This window comes from Dokdonia sp. (assembly GCF_039945015.1).
In the GTDB taxonomy this organism is placed as follows: domain Bacteria; phylum Bacteroidota; class Bacteroidia; order Flavobacteriales; family Flavobacteriaceae; genus Dokdonia.
Genome location: NZ_JBDUXP010000030.1, coordinates 317859 through 339089 on the forward strand (window position 1 = coordinate 317859; position 21231 = coordinate 339089).

Annotated in this window: 23 protein-coding genes; 10 read left to right on the forward strand and 13 right to left on the reverse strand. The window is 35.0% G+C overall.

What is annotated here, in order from left to right:
- Positions 1–28: 28 nt before the first annotated feature.
- The 8 genes from ABJD27_RS21255 to ABJD27_RS21290 all read right to left on the reverse strand — a co-directional run bounded on the left by ABJD27_RS21255 (position 29) and on the right by ABJD27_RS21290 (position 7330).
- Positions 29–1195: a hypothetical protein gene (locus ABJD27_RS21255; protein WP_348164304.1), complete on the reverse strand. Its 1167-nt coding sequence runs from the start codon at positions 1193–1195 to the stop codon at positions 29–31.
- 84 nt (positions 1196–1279) lie between these two features.
- Positions 1280–1612 (reverse strand): hypothetical protein, encoded by a 333-nt coding sequence (locus tag ABJD27_RS21260; protein WP_348164307.1) that lies wholly within the window; start codon positions 1610–1612, stop codon positions 1280–1282.
- Entirely contained in the window at positions 1609–1953 is a 345-nt protein-coding gene (locus ABJD27_RS21265) for an SdpI family protein (protein ID WP_348164310.1), read from the reverse strand. The genes ABJD27_RS21260 and ABJD27_RS21265 overlap by 4 nt, the downstream gene beginning before the upstream one ends.
- A gap of 44 nt (positions 1954–1997) precedes the next feature.
- Positions 1998–2738, reverse strand: a complete 741-nt coding sequence (locus ABJD27_RS21270; protein ID WP_348164313.1) for a DUF1080 domain-containing protein — start codon at positions 2736–2738, stop codon at positions 1998–2000.
- Positions 2739–2748: 10 nt separating this feature from the next.
- Positions 2749–3801, reverse strand: a complete 1053-nt coding sequence (locus ABJD27_RS21275; RefSeq protein ID WP_348164316.1) for a sugar phosphate isomerase/epimerase — start codon at positions 3799–3801, stop codon at positions 2749–2751.
- A 76-nt stretch (positions 3802–3877) separates the two neighbouring features.
- The gene (locus tag ABJD27_RS21280) at positions 3878–5017 is read right to left on the reverse strand and encodes a Gfo/Idh/MocA family oxidoreductase (RefSeq protein WP_348164319.1); all 1140 of its coding nucleotides are present in this window, start codon (positions 5015–5017) and stop codon (positions 3878–3880) included.
- 93 nt (positions 5018–5110) lie between these two features.
- Positions 5111–6334, reverse strand: coding sequence for a nucleoside permease (locus ABJD27_RS21285; RefSeq protein ID WP_348164322.1), 1224 nt, complete (start codon positions 6332–6334; stop codon positions 5111–5113).
- Positions 6335–6340: 6 nt separating this feature from the next.
- Positions 6341–7330, reverse strand: coding sequence for a sugar phosphate isomerase/epimerase family protein (locus tag ABJD27_RS21290; protein ID WP_348164325.1), 990 nt, complete (start codon positions 7328–7330; stop codon positions 6341–6343).
- A gap of 166 nt (positions 7331–7496) precedes the next feature.
- Here ABJD27_RS21290 and ABJD27_RS21295 point away from each other — a divergent pair, with 166 nt between their 5' ends.
- The 3 genes from ABJD27_RS21295 (at position 7497) to ABJD27_RS21305 (ending at position 10888) form a co-directional block, all read left to right on the forward strand.
- Positions 7497–9200: a GMC family oxidoreductase gene (locus ABJD27_RS21295; protein ID WP_348164328.1), complete on the forward strand. Its 1704-nt coding sequence runs from the start codon at positions 7497–7499 to the stop codon at positions 9198–9200.
- 1 nt (position 9201) lies between these two features.
- Positions 9202–9846: a gluconate 2-dehydrogenase subunit 3 family protein gene (locus tag ABJD27_RS21300; protein WP_348164331.1), complete on the forward strand. Its 645-nt coding sequence runs from the start codon at positions 9202–9204 to the stop codon at positions 9844–9846.
- 94 nt (positions 9847–9940) lie between these two features.
- On the forward strand, positions 9941–10888 hold the full coding sequence (locus ABJD27_RS21305) for a TIM barrel protein (RefSeq protein WP_348164334.1): 948 nt from the start codon (positions 9941–9943) through the stop codon (positions 10886–10888).
- A 74-nt stretch (positions 10889–10962) separates the two neighbouring features.
- Here the strand turns inward: ABJD27_RS21305 and ABJD27_RS21310 are convergent, their stop codons facing one another.
- Entirely contained in the window at positions 10963–11475 is a 513-nt protein-coding gene (locus tag ABJD27_RS21310; RefSeq protein WP_348164337.1) for an azurin, read from the reverse strand.
- A 48-nt stretch (positions 11476–11523) separates the two neighbouring features.
- Positions 11524–12495 carry an alpha/beta fold hydrolase gene (locus ABJD27_RS21315; protein WP_348164341.1) on the reverse strand — a complete coding sequence of 324 codons (972 nt, stop codon included), beginning with the start codon at positions 12493–12495 and terminating at the stop codon, positions 11524–11526.
- A 167-nt stretch (positions 12496–12662) separates the two neighbouring features.
- On the opposite strand from ABJD27_RS21315, the gene ABJD27_RS21320 reads away from it, so the two are divergent.
- From ABJD27_RS21320 to ABJD27_RS21350, 7 genes are all read left to right on the forward strand, one after another.
- Positions 12663–13244 carry a TetR/AcrR family transcriptional regulator gene (locus ABJD27_RS21320; protein ID WP_348164344.1) on the forward strand — a complete coding sequence of 194 codons (582 nt, stop codon included), beginning with the start codon at positions 12663–12665 and terminating at the stop codon, positions 13242–13244.
- Between the two features lie 66 nt (positions 13245–13310).
- Positions 13311–14063: an SDR family oxidoreductase gene (locus ABJD27_RS21325; protein ID WP_348164347.1), complete on the forward strand. Its 753-nt coding sequence runs from the start codon at positions 13311–13313 to the stop codon at positions 14061–14063.
- A 112-nt stretch (positions 14064–14175) separates the two neighbouring features.
- Positions 14176–14766 carry a TetR/AcrR family transcriptional regulator gene (locus ABJD27_RS21330; RefSeq protein ID WP_348164350.1) on the forward strand — a complete coding sequence of 197 codons (591 nt, stop codon included), beginning with the start codon at positions 14176–14178 and terminating at the stop codon, positions 14764–14766.
- A gap of 46 nt (positions 14767–14812) precedes the next feature.
- Positions 14813–15667: an alpha/beta hydrolase gene (locus ABJD27_RS21335; RefSeq protein ID WP_348164353.1), complete on the forward strand. Its 855-nt coding sequence runs from the start codon at positions 14813–14815 to the stop codon at positions 15665–15667.
- Positions 15657–16136 (forward strand): acyl-CoA thioesterase, encoded by a 480-nt coding sequence (locus ABJD27_RS21340; protein WP_348164356.1) that lies wholly within the window; start codon positions 15657–15659, stop codon positions 16134–16136. Before ABJD27_RS21335 ends, ABJD27_RS21340 begins: the two co-directional genes overlap by 11 nt.
- A gap of 203 nt (positions 16137–16339) precedes the next feature.
- Positions 16340–18019 (forward strand): hypothetical protein, encoded by a 1680-nt coding sequence (locus tag ABJD27_RS21345; RefSeq protein ID WP_348164359.1) that lies wholly within the window; start codon positions 16340–16342, stop codon positions 18017–18019.
- A 326-nt stretch (positions 18020–18345) separates the two neighbouring features.
- A complete protein-coding gene (locus tag ABJD27_RS21350; RefSeq protein WP_348164362.1) occupies positions 18346–18783 on the forward strand; it encodes a DUF1761 domain-containing protein in 438 nt (145 codons plus the stop codon).
- A 58-nt stretch (positions 18784–18841) separates the two neighbouring features.
- Here the strand turns inward: ABJD27_RS21350 and ABJD27_RS21355 are convergent, their stop codons facing one another.
- Genes ABJD27_RS21355 through ABJD27_RS21365 form a run of 3 tightly spaced genes read right to left on the reverse strand, consistent with a single transcriptional unit; the run spans position 18842 to position 21224 of the window.
- On the reverse strand, positions 18842–19978 hold the full coding sequence (locus ABJD27_RS21355; protein ID WP_348164365.1) for a hypothetical protein: 1137 nt from the start codon (positions 19976–19978) through the stop codon (positions 18842–18844).
- Positions 19971–20867, reverse strand: coding sequence for a DMT family transporter (locus ABJD27_RS21360; RefSeq protein WP_348164368.1), 897 nt, complete (start codon positions 20865–20867; stop codon positions 19971–19973). The genes ABJD27_RS21355 and ABJD27_RS21360 overlap by 8 nt, the downstream gene beginning before the upstream one ends.
- Positions 20868–20870: 3 nt before the next feature.
- A complete protein-coding gene (locus ABJD27_RS21365; RefSeq protein ID WP_348164371.1) occupies positions 20871–21224 on the reverse strand; it encodes an ArsC/Spx/MgsR family protein in 354 nt (117 codons plus the stop codon).
- Between the last annotated feature and the right edge of the window lie 7 nt (positions 21225–21231).

The window sequence follows — 21231 nt, forward strand, 5'->3', positions numbered from 1 at the left end:
TGAAGGATTCCCCTATTAGTAAAGGCTATTATGCTGAGTATTTCTTAATAAGGCGTATGAGTAATTCATTTAAAAATTCTACTTGATATTCACCTACACTAGCTTCTATATGATCATTCCCAATACCACTATCATTTGTAATAAATACATAGGTTCCGTTTGTGCTCATGGCAAAATAACGTAGTAAGAATTCTGTAGGTTTATCTATACCACTAGCAGCTACAGGAATCACTTTTATTCCATTTTGAGCTGCTGTAGCAATGGTAGATTGTAAATAATCAATCACCTGTGAATCATAATGCGGAGGAGCATCTAGCAATAAAAATGCAATACGAGTTCTTGCTTGTTCAGGCCATTGTAAATCATGTATTGCTGTACCAAGCCCTTCTTGTACAGCTTCTGGATAATCTCCACCACCTCCGGCATTTTGTTCTTGAATAAAATCAATCGTCGTACTTAAATTGGTAGTCATTGGAGAGTCTCTAACTAGGTATAAGTCCCCTTCATCTCTGTAAAACACACTTGACGTATAGATATCTATCAATGGATTATCTTGGGCCACTTCTTCGATTACATTTTGTAAGTCTGCTTTTAAAAAGGAAATCTCATCAGACATAGATCCAGTTGCGTCTACAATAAAAGAAAGCGCAACTGTATTTGAAACTTGAGCTGTTTCATTTAAAACAATCGAATTAATTCCTTGATCAAATAAGGTAATTACTTGAGAGATTGGTTCTTCATTTATTTCGATCGATATATCTTCTTCTTGTATTTGTGTAGGGCCTTCATATAAGCCTGCCCATAATGTTGCCTTTCCATAGTTATCTGTATGTGCTTCCCAAACTGTATTTCCAGTTATTTTTAGGCGAATAACAGCATCTACCAACGGATCTCCTTGTTGATTATTAAGTTGTATATCTACTCTATTTTTAGGATAAAACCCCCAATATTCTTGAGTTTCATTAAATTCTTCTTGTTCTAATAAATCATTCCAAAATGACCAATGATCAAGATCATTCCATTCTCCAGCAGTAATTAAACCTGCATTATCTTGACCATCACCATTCCCAGAAGAATCAGAAGTTTCGGCGCTAACATCTACAGTAGAATCTGGAGAATCAGATCTAGAATCTGCCTCACAGCCTACAAAAGTGATACTTAAAATGACAAATAGTAATGAGTATAAACGTTGCATAATAGATTGTTTTGTATCTATAAGATGCATAAAAGTATTAATGGTTGCTTATACGTTTTCGCGAAAGCGTATGTATCATACACTTTATTTTACAGTGTCTTGCATATAACGTCGCACTTGGAGTTGTGCAAGTAATAACAAAAAAACTAATAGTATATACCCTAAAGACATCGCATATCCCCAGTTTACAAAAAACATAGCCCCACAGAACACAAAAAGAATGATTGTATATAGAATGTATTTTTTTGCAAGAAAAACATAGGCTTTATCCCACGTTTGTTGATCTCTAGACCACCATTGGGGTGCTTTTAAAATAAATGCATTATCTATAGAAGGAGGAAAGAATCGTACTATTCCATAAGCAATAAGAGCTATTAAAGCTGGTGCCATTATTGTAAGTATGGTGGTTATATTCATAAAATCTTATTTCCGTTTTTATCAAAATGTTTATTAATTTCTTTTTCTGTATTCCAGACAGAAATTCCAAGTCCTATAAGCAATACGGCCATTTGCACAAGAACTTTAAATGGTATATCAAAAGGCAATAATGCCAAACCTGTGATCATAGTAACAATCGCTACACGCCAAAAATCTTTTGCGCTTTGTTTATTTGCAAAATCCCAAATATCTTGATTTGCCATAGATCGCCTTGTACGATATCCGTATAGGTGATTTATTTTTTTAGGTGGTTTTTTTAAGTAATAATAAGCTAAAAACAAAAATAAGAAACCGACTATTAAAAGAGCACTATTTTCCATACTCAAAAATACGATTTCTTGTTTTTAAACATGTATCAATAAGACTACTCTATACGCTTAATCTTAATATTACGATACCATACTTTATCACTATGGTCTTGTAATCCAATATGACCTTTCTGGTATTTTCCAAAGCCTTTCCAATCTGCAAATTTTGTTTTTGCAACCATAGTATCCCATGCTTCCCCATGTACAGGAAATGTAAAGGCATTCTTGTCATTAAGTTTTAACTTTGCAAGATTAGTTTTATGATTCACTTCTAGTTCCACCTTGTTCCACTCTCCTGCCGGATTGATGAGTCCATCAGGACGTTTGATCATATCATATAATGACCCTGCTTTGTGAGTTCCTTCTGCCACAAATGAATCAGGGTGCTTTGCATCATCCAATACTTGTATCTCTGGTCCCGTTTCATAGGCTTCTTTATATTCATCAGATTCATGAACTCCCCAAAAGATACCGCTATTCCCACCTTCAGATATTTTCCATTCTAGTGAGAGTATAAAATTCTCATAAATGTCTTTTGAAATAATGTTCTTCCCTCCTTGTTCTCCTGGAGTAAAAGCCATAGCACCATCTTCTATAGTCCATTCAGGGTGCATTTTTTCTGATCCATAACCCCTCCATTCATCCATGGAGGTTCCATCAAATAGTGTAATCCACTCTGATGTAGTATCCTCCACTTCTTTTATCTCTACCTCTTCGACTACTTCTGTTTTTGTTTCTGTTGTTTGTTTGCAACTAAATACGGCAAGTGCTACAGAAAGTACAATTAGCTTTTTCATGATCTTTATTTTAAAGTCCTAGTATTTTTTTTAATAATTCTTTATCTATGTCTGCTCCTGCAAAATCATCAAATCGTTTTTGCGTAGCTTCTATAATATGATTTGCAATAAATGGAGCACCTTCTCTAGCGCCTTGTTCTGGACTCTTCACACAACATTCCCATTCCATCACAGCCCATACATCACAACCATATTCTGTCAATTTTGTAAAGATAGTTTTAAAATCTATCTGTCCATCACCAGGAGAACGATACCGTCCAGCTCGGTCTTGCCAATCACTATATCCTCCAAAAGTTCCGCGTTTACCATCAGGTTTAAATTCAGAATCTTTTACGTGAAATGCTTTTATAAACGAATGATAATGATCTATATATGCTATATAATCTAGTTGTTGCAATACAAAATGGCTTGGGTCATATAAGATATTTACACGTTTATGGTTATTTGTTGCTTCTAAGAAACGTTCAAAAGTCACTCCATCGTGTAAGTCTTCTCCTGGATGAATCTCATAGGCTACATCAACTCCATTTGCATCATATTCATTAAGCAATGGCATCCATCTCTTTGCAAGTTCTTCAAAGCCCATTTCTACAAGTCCTGTTGGACGTTGCGGCCATGGGTGCATGGTATGCCATAATAAAGATCCACTAAAAGTAGCACTTACATTGAGTCCTAAATGTTTACTTGCACGAGCAGCACTTATCATTTGTTGTCGTGCCCATTCTGTTCGTTTTTTAGGATTATTTTTACAATCATCTGGTGCAAAATTATCAAACATCAAATCGTAGGCAGGATGTACAGCTACAAGTTGCCCTTGTAAATGCGTAGAGAGCTCTGTAATTTCAAGTCCATAATCATTGATTTTTCCTTTAAGTTCATCACAGTAGGTTTTACTTTCTCCTGCTTTGGTTAGATCTATCAATCGACTTTCCCATGTTGGGATTTGGATGCCTTTGTATCCTAAATCTGCTGCCCATTTACATAACCCATCTAGGGAATTAAATGGTGCTTTATCATCCATAAATTGCGCTAAAAATACTGCTGGCCCTTTTATTGTTTTCATAATAATGCCCGGATATACGGGTATCTTTTAGTCTATACTTTATTATCCTTTATACGCTTTCGCGAAAGCGTACTCACTAAGAATCCAGTGTTATCCACACATTCCCATCTCGATGTGACTGTACTGCTTTTTCGATAAAACTCATTCCTCTCACACCATCGGTCATTCCTGGGAATTCTCCTTCCTGATAATTTTCTCCGCGTATTGCTTTTGCAACTCCTTTATAAATATTACCCATCGCGTCAAAAATACCTTCAGGATGCCCCGGAGGAAGTTTTGTTCCGTCTAATGAGAAATCACTGTTATAGGTATGTCCTGGTTTTAATACACGCAGAGGTTGCCCATCTTCAAGTAAATACAGATAATTAGGGTTTTCTTGTTCCCATTTTAATCCTGCTTTTTTACCATAGATGGCTATCGTAAAGTTATTTTCTTCTCCGGTAGCTATCTGACTAGAGCGAAGTACACCTTTTGTATATTCATCAAGTCGTAATAAGACAGTTCCATCTATATCCATCTGATTATCTGCATACAAATGATTAAGATCTGCTAGAATAGAAGTGATTTTTTGTCCTGTCACAAACTCTAACATTTGATATGCATGAACTCCAATATCTCCCAGACAACAGCTTATTCCCGATTTTTCAGGATTTAATCGCCATGTAGTACTACGTTGTTCTTTATCATGTATCAATGGATTGATCCATCCTTGGTAATACTGAGCATCTACTTTTTGAATGGCACCTATATCTCCATTTGCAATCATTGCTTTCATCTGACGTACCATAGGATATCCTGTATAGGTATGCGTCAACCCAAAGACGTTTCCGTTTTTTTGTTGGATCGCTTGTAGTTCTAGAGCCTCCACATGTGTCATGGTCATAGGTTTCTCACAAATCACATGAAATCCTGCTTCCAATAACTGTTTTGCCATTGGAAAGTGCAAAAAGTTAGGCGTCAGTATCGAAAATACTTGTATACGTTCTTCCTCAGGGCGTGCAAGTTCTGCAGCAATCATGTCATCTAGATTGGCATGAATACGATCTGTTTCAATTCCTATTTCTTTCGCAAAAGCGATACTCACATTCACATCAGGGTTAAAAACAGCTCCTGTAAGTTGATATGCATCAAACATACTTGCTGCTACACGATGTAATACCCCTATTAAACTATCTCCACCGCCACCAAGGACGCCCCATCTTATTTTGTTACTCATTTCTAAACTATTATTGTCAGGCTGAGCTTGTCGAAGCTCTATCCCATTTATTTAAGTTAGACTCGTTTTCGACAGACTCAGAATGACATTTGATTATTCTGTGTATTCTATTTTTTCATTTTTAAATGCGATGGCAAAGATCACAAATACTACAGCCGCAAAAATCGCTGGGAATACCCAAATAGCATTCCAATTATGTCCTTCTCCTAGAATATTTGCATCTGTAATTTTTCCAGCTACATAAAACCCTACAAGCATTCCTACTCCATAGGTAGCAAGTGTAATAAGTCCTTGTGCTGCACTTTTTACTTTTTCTCCTGCTTTACTATCGGTATAAATCTGTCCAGACACAAAAAAGAAATCATAACAAATACCATGTAACGCTATTCCAGTAGCAACCATAAAGAAAAGGTCGCCTGTATTACCGTAAGCAAATAAAATATAACGAAGTGTCCAAGCTAGCATTCCTACCAAAATGGTCTTCTTGAAGCCAAATTTCTTAAAGAAAAATGGTAAAAGGAGCATAAATACGATCTCTGAGACTTGTCCCATAGATGCCCATGCAGTTGAGTTTTCTAAACTCGACTCTGTCAAAAATGGGCTTAGGTTTGCATAATAAAAAGCCAAAGGAATACAAATTAGTACCGAAGAAAGGAAGAATACTAGAAAGTTTCTATCCTTTAATAATTTTAAAGCATCAAGTCCTAAAATATCTGAAACACTTACTTTTTCTCCTTTTTCGCTAGGAGGTGTTTTAGGTAATGTAAAACTAAAAACTCCAAGTACCGCAGAAGCAATAGCCACCATTAAAAAAGTATTTGCAAGAAGACCATCTTTAATTCCTACTTCAGAATCCCATTTAAAGGCAAGACTAATTAACAATCCTGCAACAATCCAACCTAATGTACCCCATACTCTAATCAAAGGAAAATCCTTAGAAGGGTCTTTCATTTGATTAAATGACACAGAGTTTACCAATGCTAGTGTAGGCATATACGCAATCATATATCCTAATACGTATGGGTAAAATACCCCAAACTCTGTTGTTTGAGACATCAGATACATTAATCCTGCGCCTATAAGATGTAGTATTCCAAGAATTTTTTCTGCATTAAAATATCTATCGGCAATTAATCCTATAATAAAAGGGGCAATAATCGCTCCCCAAGATTGAGTAGAAAATGCTTGTGCAATTTCTCCCCCTTCGGCATTTAAGTTGTTTCCTAAAAAAGTTCCTAAAGTTACAAACCATCCTCCCCAAATAAAGAATTCAAGGAACATCATTATTGATAACTGTAATCTAGTTGATGCTTTCATAAGTTCTTATTTAAGGTTGTTTAATGATTTTTCTACTAAAGCTTTAGTCAATCTAATGCCTTCTTTTGGGTCTTCTAATGGTCCTTCATATTCTGTTCCTACATATCCTTTAAATCCTGAATCCTTCACAATTTGCATGATACGTGCATAATCTAGTTTTGTTTCATCTCCATGTTCATCAAAATTGTATGATTTTGCAGAGACCCCTTTTGCATAAGGCATTAATTCTTCAATCCCTTTATACGTATCGTATTCTTCTACACAAGGGGCGCCCCATCGCTCTCCACCTTCTCTTTTTACACAAAAGTTTCCAAAATCAGGGAGAGTACCACAATTAGACATATTAACTTCCTTCATGACTGCAGCTAGTTTTGCTCCATCACTAGACCATCCTCCATGATTCTCTATAAGGATACTAACTCCTTTGGTTGCTCCATATTCGGCGAGTTCTTTAAGAGAAGCAACAGAAACTGTATGCCATTTTTCTGGATCTAATTCTCCAAATAGATTTGCGCGAATAGAATGAGCTCCCATAACTGCAGCGGCATCCATCCATATTTTATGGTTTTCTATAGCTTCTTTCAGTTTTTCAGGGTCTGAATCTGCCAATTCTCCAGCATGATCCACCATAAGCAATACATTATCCATTTCGGCTTGTTTACTTATTTCAACAAGTTTGCTAGCAAGGGTCATCACACGCTCTCTGTAATTACCGCCAGTTTCAACTACAGAAGGATACAACTGCGTCACATACTCAATTCCTGTAAATCCTAATTCTTTTGCAATGGTTGCAAAATCCATAGGGTTTAAAGATCCATTTTGAAATGGTTCATGAAGTGACCATTGTGCAAGTGAATGTTTATAATTGTCACTAATCATTGCAACAGGGGTTTTTGTTTCTTCTTTTGTAGGAGTATTCTCTTCTTTTTTTACTTCATTCTTACAAGAAATAAAAGCAAATACACATACTAACGCAATTGTAAAATAATTTTTCATAAAGTTCTAATTAATTATGTCCGTACTACAACGTTTTCGCTTGTGATCAACTGTTAAATCTACGGTTTGACTAAGTTAGTCTTTTTTTAAAATTGACAAAAAACAACTTAAAATTTATATATTTGGTAGCATAGATCACAATATTTTCTCATTAATACATACTAAAGTGAATACAGTTACACAAAACGAAACGTACGATGCGATTGTCGTAGGGTCAGGAATCAGTGGTGGATGGGCTGCCAAAGAATTATGTGAAAATGGTTTAAAAACACTTGTTCTTGAACGAGGTCGCATGGTAAAGCATATCGAAGATTATCCAACGATGAACTTAGATCCTTGGGATTCTAAATTTAAAGGGGAGGTCACTCGTGAAACAAAAGCTCGTTATGAGAAACAATCACGTACAGGATATGTACACAAGGCAGAGCGTAATCACTTTTTTGTAGATGATATCGAACATCCTTATAATGAGACAAAGCGTTTTGACTGGATACGTGGATATCACGTAGGAGGTCGTTCTCTTATGTGGGGAAGACAGAGTTATCGTTTGTCTGACATTGATTTTGAAGCAAACAAAAAAGAAGATATTGCTGTAGATTGGCCAGTACGTTATGCAGACATTGCTCCTTGGTATGATAAAGTAGAAGAATATATATCTGTCTCTGGAGAAAGTTTAGGATTGGAAGTATTACCTGATGGTAAGTTCTCTCCTCCCATGGAACTTAACTGTGTAGAAGAAGTTCTCAAAAAGAACATGGCGCAAAGCTATAAAGATGGCCGCCTACTCACTATAGGTCGTGTAGCACATATCACGGGTGCAAAAACATATGATGGTCGTTCTGCCTGTCAATTTAGAAATAGATGTATGCGTGGGTGTCCGTTTGGAGGATACTTTAGTAGTAACTCATCTACACTTCCTGCTGCAGAACGTACAGGAAACTTAACATTACGCCCATTCTCTATTGCTGCCGAAGTTATGTATGATGATGCAACTGGGAAAGCAACAGGTGTAAAAGTCATCGATGCTGAGTCTGGAGAAAAAATAGAATTCAAATCTAAGGTTGTATTTCTTTGTGCTTCCGCTATTGCAAGTGCAAGTATTCTAATGCAATCTAAAAGTGATCGCTTCCCTAATGGAATGGGGAATGATAGTGGTGAGTTAGGACACAATCTTATGGATCATCACTTTAAAGCGGGAGCTACTGCAAAGTGGTCTGGTGATAAAGACAAATACTATAAAGGACGTCGTCCTAATGGAATTTACATTCCGCGATTTAGAAATATAGGAGGCGAGACAGAACAAAAAACGTTTAAAAGAGGATATGGATATCAAGGAGGAGCTGGACGTGGAGACTATCAACCTCAAATTGCAGAAGCTGGTTACGGAGCTGGACTCAAAAAAGTAATTCAAGAACCAGGTGGTTGGACAATAGGCCTTATGGGCTTTGGAGAATGTCTTCCATACCACGACAACAAAATGACCCTAGATTATAATAAACTAGATAAATGGGGATTGCCTACGGTAACCTTTGATGCAGAATGGAAAGAAAACGAATGGGAGATGCGTAAAGATATGATTGCATCTGCCAAGGAGATGTTGAAAAACGCAGGTTTTGAAGATATCCAAACAATGGACGATCCAAGTGCTCCTGGAAATGGAATTCATGAGATGGGAACCGCTCGTATGGGGCGTGACCCTAAAACTTCTGTATGTAATGGAAACAACCAACTACACGCAGTACCAAATGTATATGTAACCGATGGGGCTTTTATGACCTCTGCAAGTTGTGTAAACCCTTCACTTACCTATATGGCATTCACCGCACGTGCTGCAAATCACGCTGCAAATCAACTTAAAAAAGAAGCATAAGATGATGAATAGAAGACAAGTACTCAAAAATTTAGGACTAGGAGCAACAGCGCTTGTTGCAACACCTACTATATTAAGCTTATTACAAAGCTGTACAAACGAACCAGAATTTATCCCTTCTTTTTTATCAAAAGAAGAAGGACATGCATTACGTCGCATGGTTGATTTAATCATCCCTTCTGACGAGGCAATTCCTGGTGCTGTAGATGTTGGTGTTCATGAATTTATAGATAGCTATTGGGATCAAGTTTCGACACTAGAAGGTCAAGCACAAACAGCAATGGGATTTAAAGCACTAGCTACTCAGTTTCAAGCAACATTCAATAAACCATTAGGAGAAGGAAAAGCCGAAGATTTTGATCAGCTTTTAAAGAAATATCTCATCGTAGATAAGGCACAAGAAGAAGCATATGATGAAAAACTTGGAGAATTTTACCAAGCCTATGCAAAGGATAAAACGGCTACTCCAGATCCAGACGTTGCTTCATATGCACTTGTACAAGGAATACGTGGAATGACTATTTGGGGTTGGAAAACCTCTGAGCAAATAGGGGAAAATGTCCTTGCTTATGAACCTATCCCAGCACAACAAATAGGATGTCTTCCTGTGAGTGAAGCTACTGGAGGGAAAGCATATTCTATATAATAAAAGATCACGCATTCTAATTCTTGTTTTCTAAGCCCTAAAAGAAAACAAAAATTAATCTATATTTATTGATTCAAGGGCTAAAATCAAATAGATGAAACGAAGAAAGTTTATTCAAAAAGGAGCCTTAACAGGTTCCTTTTTGTCATTAGGAGGATTAAGTTTACATGGAATGGCAACAACTGTAGATAATGCCGCTTTCGCGAAAGCGGACATCGTAAAACACAATTTCAACTTAAACTATGCACCACATATAGGCATGTTTAAAGAACATGCCGGAGATGATCCTGTAGCACAACTTGAATTTATGGCTGCCCAAGGATTTACTGCTTTTGAAGATAATGAGATGCGTAATCGTCCTATAGCTCAACAAGAAGCCATGGCAAAAACCATGGAAAAACATGAGATGATCATGGGTGTATTTGTAGCTCATAAAATCTATTGGACAGAACCTAATCTTGCTAGTGGAAAAGAAGCATGGCGCAAAGAATTTTTAAATGATATCAAAAAATCTGTAGCTGTTGCAAAACGGGTACACGCCAAATGGATGACCGTTGTGCCTGGTCATGTAGACTTACGCCAAAACATGGCCTATCAAACCGCTAATGTAATTGAAACTTTAAAACAAGCTTGCGCTATTCTAGAACCTCACGGTATTGTGATGGTACTCGAACCGTTAAACTTTAGAAACCACCCAGGGCTTTTCTTATCAGAATCACCGCAGGCGTATCAGATATGTAAAGCGGTAAATAGTCCATCTTGTAAAATATTATTTGATATTTATCATCAGCAAATCCAAGAAGGGAACTTAATTCCAAATATCGAACAGTGCTGGGACGAAATTGCATATTTTCAAATAGGTGATAATCCTGGACGTAATGAGCCTACCTCTGGAGAAATTAATTACAAAAATGTTTTTAAGTATATACACAGTAAAGGTTTTACAGGTGTTTTAGGTATGGAACATGGGAATTCTATAGAAGGTAAAACAGGGGAACAACGCGTCATTGATGCGTATGTTGAGAGTGATCAGTTTTTATAGACGCTATTTAAAAACCAAAAAGCACTGTCTTCGTATGGGGACAGTGCTTTTTTTATATCCTTAGTTTTTATAGATTACTCTACAATAAACTTTCCTTTCATAAGTCCAGAATGACCTGGGAAACTACAGACAAAGTCATACGTCCCAGCGGCTGGTGCTGTAAACGTAACTGTAGTTGTTTGTCCTCCTCCTATCATCTTTGTATATGCAATTACATCTTTTCCTTCATTAGGAATCCAGTCTGCTTTTTGTCCAGCAGAGGCTGCACTTGCAGAAAATACAGGAATAGAAACATCTTGTTTTAATAACACAAAATTATGTCCCATAATCTTGATATCTCCTTTTCCGATATGACGTAATGTAAGTGTTATTTCTTGACCCGCTTTTACTGTAAATTCTTTCTTGTCAAATTGCATTACATCATTACCTGTAAGTGCAAGATTAACTTTAGAGTCATCTTTTTTTGCTTCCGTTTTTGAGCCTCCTATTTTAACACCTTCCTTCTTTTCTTCTTTTTTATCTCCCCCTCCGCAACTTACTAATAATCCGATAAGTACAAAAGCAGCTAACATACGTGTGATCTTCATTGTCGTATTTTTTAAATAAGCCTCTAATATAAGGCATAACAAGGAGTTTTACTCCATATATTCTTCAAAAAACTCTAAGGTTTTTTGCTCATTATAATAAAACTCTCCAGGAAGATAAAAACCCACATGACCTCCATGCTTTGGAGTCTCTAAAAAAAGACACCTATTATTGCCAGCAATCCCATATGGGTAGCAGTCTCCGTGTAAAAAAGAATCATTTTTGGCATTTAAAATAAAGGTAGGAATAGTGATCTTAGAGAGGTACTGAAAACTACTCGCTTTTACATAATAATCCAATGCATTTTCAAACCCATGAGCAGGCGCTGTATAGAGATCATCAAAATCTTTAAGAGAGTGTATTTTTTTATACGCATCTTGAGACATTTGATCTGGAAAATAGTGCATCTTTTTACGATATTTTCTTTTTAAATCTATTAAAAAAGATGTGCGGTACACAAAATTTTCTTTGTTTGTAAGTTGCTCTAAAGATGCTTTTAAATCTATAGGAACTCCTATCGTAGACACCGCTTTTAAGCTTGCAGGAATATCCTTATTTTCTCCTAAATATTTAAGAAGTGCATTCCCCCCTAGACTTACACCGTATAAAAATAAATTTTTATAGCTATTTCTTAAAGCGATAGTCTGTACTATAAAACGTATATCTTCGGTCTCTCCACTATGGTAAGAACGGTACATTTTATTCCCGCTGCCACTACATCCTCTAAAATTTACAGCGGCAACATCATAGCCATTTCTATTGAGCAACTTTGCCATCGCTAGCATATAAGTGCGCTGCGCATCACCTTCTAGACCATGAAAAAGAAGGGCCACTTTATTAGTTTGCTTTCGCGAAAGCGGAAACGACCAATCTACATCTATAAAATCTCCATCTGACAATTCAAAACGTTCTCGTTCTTGTTGCACTCCAAATACTCTCCTGATTTTTGCAGAGTAAATTGTAGAAAAATGAGTGTTTTTAAATAATCCTTTGGTTTTAAAACCAGATGTGAGTAATGGCATTATTATAAAAATATGACCTTGTTAGATGTGATAAAAGTACGGATTTGAGATATAGCAATCAAAGCCTTTTTGAGACACTTTTAAAACTTACAAAATCATAAATTTTTCTAAAATTTTATTTTGAAACGATCGTTTTAATTACATTTGTACCGATCATTTCAGATAATATGCCAAGAGTCGAAGTTTTTGATAGAGGACATGTCCTAGAAAAAGTAAAGGAATTATTTTGGAGCAAAGGCTTCAACGGGACTTCTATGCAAGATCTAGTAGATGTTACTGGCTTAAATAGAAGTAGTCTTTATAATTCTTTTGGCAATAAAGAAGCACTTTTTGAAACCGTTTTTAAACAATATCAAGAAGACACTAAATCTTTATTTAAGGATGCTCTTAAAGACGCAGATAGTCCACTAGATGCTATACATAACATATTCAAAAATATACTTCATTTAATCTTAGAAGATGTTGAAGGAAAAGGGTGCTTTAATTTAAATTGTAAAACAGAACTATCGCACACGGATACTCCTATAAAAGCAATTCTTAAACACAGTGAAGAAGGAACTTTACAACTATTTTCTGGCCTGATAAAAGAAGGACAACAACAAGCATTAATTAATAAGAATGATACTCCAGAAAATTATGCGTATTACCTATTTAGTGCTTTTCAAGGATTGCGAATGACAGGAATGCTTACTAGAGATTACAAAACACTTAAAAACATCATACATAATACATTAATCATACTTCATTAAAAAAATTTAATTCATTTTGGAACGATTGTTTCAAAACGAACAACAAACACTAAATATTAAAAATTCATGAAAAAATTAGAAAACAAAGTTGCTGTAATTACAGGAGGTAATTCAGGAATAGGATTTGCAACGGTACAACGATTTTTAAAAGAAGGTGCAAAAGTAGTATTCTCAGGAAGAAGACAAGAGGCACTAAATGAAGCATCTGCACAACTAGAAGGAGATTTTAAAACTGTTCTTGCAGATCAGTCCAGTCCTTCAGACAATAAACGTCTTATAGAAGAAGCCGTTGCCACCTACGGAAAAATTGATGTCCTTTTTGCAAATGCTGGTGTAGCACAATTTGCACCGTCTGACCAGATTACAGAAGACTTTTTTGACAATCAATTTAATACAAATATCAAAGGCCCTGCATTTCTTGTGAAAGAAGCAATTCCTAATCTTAATGATGGTGCTAGTATTATTTTCAACACCTCTATCGTTAACCAAAAAGGATTTGAAGGTTCTGGTGTATATAGTGCTACAAAAGGAGCTTTACGTTCATATGCTCGTGTCTTAACAAGTGAGTTAGCTCCTAGAGGAATACGCGTAAATAGTATTGCTCCTGGTCCTATAGGCACTCCTATTTATAGTAAAATGGATGGGATGACAGAGGAACAAGTACAGGAAATGGGAACAAATTTTGCACAAGGAGTTCCTTTAAAACGTTTTGGAGAAGCTAGAGAAATTGCAGGGGCAGCAGCGTTTCTTGCTAGTGATGATGCCAGTTATGTAAATGGTGTCGAACTTGAAATAGATGGTGGAATGAGCCAGATATAATCCTTTATCAATAGCATTAATGAACCTTCCCTAAAATAGGGAGGGTTTTTATTTGCACTTAATTAAAATTAATAAAATTTGAATACAAAGATACCAATTGGTATCTTTGTATATGCGCAACCCAGAAGCTACAAAAGAACTTATCATTACAAAGAGTGCCGATCTCTTTAATACACAGGGATATAAGGCAACTTCCCTTTCTGACATCACCAAGGCAACTGGACTTACAAAAGGTGCTATTTATCGTCATTTTGAAAATAAAGAAGATCTAGAACAACAAGCATTACATAGTCTTTCTAAACTCATGTTTAATGAGATAAGTACTTCTATCAAAGTAGCTGAAAATTTTCAAGACAAAATGGAAGCTATTTTTATTTTCTTTGATGGGTATATGAATACTCCTCTATATAAAGGAGGATGTCCTTTATTAAATGCTGCGATTGAGTCTGATGATGCAAACCCTATCTTACGACAGCAAACCTATAATATGTTATCTCGTTTAAGGGTGTCTCTGCAAACCTTATTTAACAATGGTATCAAAAACAATCAAGTAATCTCTTCTATTGATATTGATTATTACAGTACCATTTTTATAGCAACCCTTGAAGGCGGTATTATGATGAGTAAATTAGAGCGAGACAAAACCTCTATTACACACGCAATTACACATTTAAGAAATCTTGTAAAAGAAATATTGATTTAAAAAAAATTTAACCCTAAAGATACCAATTGGTATCTACAATGTTCTTATGGAAAAACTACTATTAAAGCTAACTGGATTGTATCTAAACTCCTCTGTGATTTTCCCTAAATACAATCGTGAATTCTCATTTAAGTTACTTTGTACCGTTAAGCCTCCCGTTTTGAAGCCAAAAACTATTATTTTTTTTGAAACAGGTACTACAACATTTCTTCCTACTTCTAGAGGCACAAACGTAGCATTACATGCTTGGGGAACAGGTCCAAAAAAACTATTATTCTTACACGGTTGGAAAAGTAATAGTAAGCAATGGCAACCTTATATAGAACAACTAGATATAAGCGAGTATACCATATATGCTTTAGATGCTCCAGCTCATGGAGCTTCTCAAGGAAATCACCTCAATGTAGAGCTCTATAGGGAATCCATTCAACTAGCTGTAGATTATATAGGTAAGGTAGACTGTGCTATATGTCACTCTCTAGGATGTTTATCGACTAGTTATGCTTATTTATTAAATCAAAACATCTCTATAGATTCTTATGTAGTTATGGGCGCGCCATCTGGAGTTGATGCCATCTTACTTTACTTTAAAGATTTACTATCTCTTTCTGATAAAGCAATAAAAAATCTACGTATAAAAATTGATAATGTGCTTAAATTACCATTTGACGAAGTAACTTTGTCACAGTTCTTTAAAAAAGTAAATAAACCATGTTTAGTGATACATGAAGTATCAGATAATGTAGCTCCAATTGCGCCCATAAAAACAGCAATTGAAAACTTACCATACATAGATCGTGTCTATATAAACGGTCAAGATCATATGCTTAAAGAGCAAGAAACAATAGATATTATTAAAGAATTTTTAAAATATAAAACTGTAAACAACTATGTACTTTAAAGAATTTGATGTCCGATGGAGCGATATAGATGCAAATAGGCATTTAGCGAATAGCGCTTACGTAAATTTTATGAGCCATACTCGTATGGGTTTTCTTATTGAAAACGGATTAAGTCAGAAAGAAATGGTCATTCATAACATTGGTCCAGTTGTTTTTCATGAGCAGTTATTCTTTTTTAAAGAGGCTTTTCAAGGAAAACCTATTCGTGTAAGTTTTGAATTAGGAGGAAGCAGTCCTGATGGTATGTTTTTCAAATTTGTACATAACTTTTACGATCACAAAGGACGTAATATCGCAAGAGGGACTATGCAAGGTGGGTGGATAGATCTTACAACACGTAAATTATGCGATCTACCGGAGTCTTTAATTCCTATGTTTGAAAACGCACCAAAAACACCCGATTATAAAGTGCTTACAAAAGAAGATATGCGAGCACATGGAGAGGCTCCTGTTCATTTAGAAGAATAAGAATTAAATAGTAGGTGATCTTGTGAAAGAAAATTTCATATAAATACATTTTTTCAATATTGCAAAAACTTAGTAATTATATGAAATACGATCAGATATCATAAAAACAATCATTCATCATTTCTAAGGCTTTAAATAAATATAAAACTTCTACATCGCTATAGTCATAAATGTTAAGTTTGTAAATAAATAATAAACAGGAAATGAAAAGAATATTCTTCTTAACAATGGCAATTGTTATGTTACAAGGTCATAATGTACAAGCTCAAAAAAGTTTATCTAATGATTACAGCTATACAGTAAGTGAGCCCTATCAGGTCTATGATTCTCCTCGGAAAAAATATTTTTCGGATGGAGAAACCATACTCGCAGTTAAGCCTTGGAAAAAGAAAGTTATTGTTCAAAAATATGATGTAGGTAGTTTAACAAACATTTCGGCAGAAACCTACGAAGATTTTCCTGACAATGCGCAAATAGAAGGAATGATCCAGTTGCAAGATAAATTCTATTTCTTTTTTTCAAGTTGGACAGGAAGAAAAACGAAACATGAGCAATTATTTGTTCGTGAAATTGACTATGCTTCAGGAACTTTTAAAGGTGAAGCAAAACGAGTTATTGACATTGATGGTCGATTAGCTGGTACTTTTGCGTCTACTGCAGGTGTCTCTACTCCATTTTCTTTTGGATCTGTGGGTGTTACTGATAAGTTTGATTTTTTCACATCTGCAGATGAGTCAAAATTATTGATACAATATAGAAGGAAGCCTACAGAGAAAAACGATAAAAAAAGCTATAGCATTTTGGGTGCTGAGGTTTTTGATACTGATTTAAATAAATTATGGGGTCAAGAGTACAAGATGCCATATACAGAACGTAAAATGGATTTTGTTGATTTTGCGGTAGATGCCAGTGGAACTGGTTATTTACTAGCCAAAATTTTCTTAGATGATAGTGGGAGAGACAAAAAGAAGAAAAAGGATGAAAAAGCAAACTATTATATGGAGCTTCTTATAATGCGAGCAGATACTGATGCTTTAGAGTCCAAAAAAATTGATCTTGAGAATAAGTTTATCAATGGAATTTCTCTTTTTGAATCATTTGATGGTACTTTAATTTGTGCAGGGTTCTACGCCGCAGGTAATAAAAGAGATCTTAATGATGCAGATGGTCTTTTTACTATAGCTATCACTCAAAGTGGAACGATTGAAAATCTAAAAACATATGAGATACCTGTAGCTTTAATAAATCAGTTTGAAAAAAACAAAACAAAAAGAAAGAATAATAAAAAAGAAGAAAAAGGCGAGGCAGAGTTTGAAAATTTAAGATTGACTGAAATTAGATTTTTTGAAGATGGAAGTCTCCTTCTTGTAGGTGAGCAATTTTTTAAAATTTATCATCGTACTAAAAACAGTGGTTATTTCACCTATCATTACGAGGACATCTTAGTGTCAAGGATAGATGTTTCTGGAAATTTAAAATGGATGAAAAAAATCCCAAAAAGTCAAATGGGAAAGCCTAGTATAGGACAAGTATACGACACTAGTTCAACCTATGTAGGTGGTATGTCTTATACGTACATGTACACAAATAACAGTCATTATATTATTTTCTTAGATAATGTAAAAAACTTTGGTTTAGAACTAGATGAGCGACCTGCAAGACATACAGATGGGAAGGGAGGATTTTTAACAGCTGTTAAGATTAATGACGATACTGGAGTTACAACTAAGGGATCTATTCTAGACACAAGAGAGGTGAAAGAAGATCTTGAAGTGTATCAATTTAACACAGATAGAATTGTACAGACAGCTGAAAACGAATTTGTTGTAGAGGTTTACAAAAAGAAAAAGGAAGATGTAATGATCAAGGTGAAAATAAAATAAATATAGTGTAGTAAAAGACGTTGTTTTTATAATCTTTACTTTTTATAAATATCCCAAATTCTAGAAAAAGTGATCTTTTTTAGAATTTGGGATATTATATTAATTAGGTTATTCTTTTATAATGTTCCCTCCTTTTACTTCGTATACTGTAATTTCTTTGGTTTCCATAAGGTCGGAGTTTTAATTATGTCTCTGAATTATTATATTTTATTTAAAATTACTTCATAAAACATAGTAATCGAGAGCGCCCATGTTAAACAAGCGCTACTATATGCCACATTTTTTAGTAACTTTAATGATAACTAATCAATAAAACAATACTAATTATGGAAGGTTTTGATATTAATTGGCTTGCATTGCTTGCGGCAGCAGCATCGTCACTTGTCGTAGGTTTTGTATGGTACGGCCCTTTATTTGGTAAAGCTTGGATGAAAGAATCTGGCATGACTGAAGAAAAAGTAAAGCAAGGTAATATGGTTCTTATTTTTGGGCTAAGTTTTGTCTTTGCTTGTTTTCTTGCAATCTCGATGTGGGCAGAAGTTCTGATAGGTGGCGGAGGGGGAGAAATTCATGGACAAGATCCTTTTCTCACATTTAAACATGGAGCTTTTCATGGGTTAATAACAGGTCTTCTTGTCATTCTTCCGGTCTTAGGAACGATTGCTTTGTATGAACGCAAATCAATAAAGTATGTTTTGATAGCTGTAGGATACTGGACAGTAACTTTAGCCATTATGGGAGGTATTATTAATGCTTGGTTATAGAGAATAAACAGCATTAAAAGAAAGTTCATTATGAAGAGCACCTCTTTTTAATGAACTTTTATGTTTTAAAAGGAGTATGTTGCTTATATGCTTTCATCTTAATCTGTCTAACAAGAGGCTTAAATAATAATGTTGCTACGGTTCTGCGATGTCTCACATAACAGGTAAGGTTTTCAGGCACTGCCCCAAAAGTACTTTTGATTTCTGAAGACGTTCTCCCAAAATTAACTTCTTCGACTTTTAATTCAATTCCTAAACGCACATAGTCATTTAGTATCCTAGGGTAAATGGATAACTCTTTATTATACTCGTAATCTATTCCTATAAAATGTGCATCAAGGATATTATTTACCTTAAAAGCAGTTGCAAATCCTACTAAACGATCTTGAAACCAGTAGGTGTTTATGAGTACGCTTTCGCGAAAGCGTATTTTTAATAATCGATATGTTTTCAGTTCTAAATCGATGGTCTTAAACAATGCTCGATCTGTGATATTGCAATAGAGTTGTTGTAATTCTTCAAGGTGTTTTTGAATATCTTCTGCTTCAAAAGCTTTTACAGTTAGAGGAGCGCTTTTCTTATCTGCCTTATTAACCTTTACACGGTATTTTGATTTTAAAGATGCTCTATATGCATCAAAATCTACCCAATCATCCTGAATCTTAAGACGCATGTTTGGCTCTACAGCAAAAGGCTGAAATTGGTGTTTCTCTATCTCAGAAACAATAGGAAGATCCTTATCGATAAAATCCTTAAAGAAAAATACAGATGCCTTTTCTTCTGTACGCAGTATTTTAACCTCTTGAGCAATTTTCTTGTATATAGGTTCTTGTGGTATTCCAGGTTTTATACAAACTCCATAATTTCCACTTAAAAACACATTTCCACATACTATTGTATTTACTTTACGAGCACTTATATAGCATTGTAAAGAACGTGCTATGCGTTTTGAGAAAGGAAGGTGTTCTTGTGCGTTATCTAAAGCAACGCTCATACGCTGTAAGATTGCTAAGGAGGTTATATCTTTATTTTCTTTAAAAACAAGATAACAATACTCTATTTTAGGGTTTGCTTGCTCAAAAGCCTTTAGAAAGCTTTTAGAAAAATAGAACGTATCCTCACATTCTAAAACAGAAAACACAAGGTCTGGAATCTCTTGTACTGTTGTGTAATATGTTACTTCTAATTTACTCAATAGCCGACTCTTTGCGTTTTGTGCTTAAATAAACTCCTAGAAAAATCAATGCTGCAGCAAAAATACGTATTCCTGTGAGGTTATCTGCCCCTAGGATAATAGCAACTAATGTTGCTATTAAAGGTTGTAGGTACATAAACACTCCTATCGTAGATGGTCTAAGCGTACGTAATGCAAAAACATTAAATAAATATGTGAGGTAGGTTGTTCCTACTACTACAAAAATCATCACTCCTATCACAGATAATGGAAGTTCTGTCCATTGTACTTCTAAAAACTCTGGAAGCGCTACTGGTAAATTTGTAAATACCGCTATCAGAAAAAACCATTTCATCAATGTAATAGATGAGTATTTTGCTGTAAGTGGTTTTACAATAATCAAGTATATAGAATATGCTGTTGCATTTATTATAAATAAGATGTTTCCTAAAGGTATATTGGGAGCATTTTCTTGTGTCTTTATTCCAAAAAGAATTAAAACCAAAGCTCCTATTAAGCCTATTGCTATCCCAGACCCTTTAAACCATGTGATCTTTTCTTTTAAAAAAACGGCAGATAATATTAATAAGATAACGGGTGATAGTGTAATAACAACACTACTATTTATTGGAGTAGATAATGCTAATCCTTTAAAAAACATAAGCATATTAATGGTCATCCCAAACAACGCACATAAGATGATTCGTACCCAATCTTTGCGATCTATTTTCTCTTTAGGAAAAAACAAACTAGTTATCCAGAATAAAAGAGCAGCACCTAGAACTCGTAACATAATAAACCCAAAAGGCTTAATATAGGTAGGCATTAAATCTTTTGCTATCGTATGGTTTACACCATAAATAAAACTAGCACCAAAAGCAGCAAGTATAGCTAGGTGTCGCTTATTCATACATTATTTTTTAAAAGCTTCTACAGCCTGTGCTACTACTTTTTTGCTATTGCCAATAAAGATCGTATCATTTATAATCATAACTGGTCGTTTTAGAAAAGTGTAGTGCTCTAGGATTAAATTTCTGTAATCGTCTTCAGAGAGCTCCTGTTCACTTAAATTACGCTGGCGATACAACTGCGCTCTTTTACTAAAAAGAGCTTCATAACTTCCTGCTAATACGTGCATAGCTTGTATTTGTTCTTGAGTGATTGCTTCTGTTTTAATATCTTGTAATTGTACTTCGTTATCAGGATTAATTTCCTGAATAATACGTTGACAAGTATTGCAAGTAGAGAGGTGGTATATTTTTTTCACAGCTAAA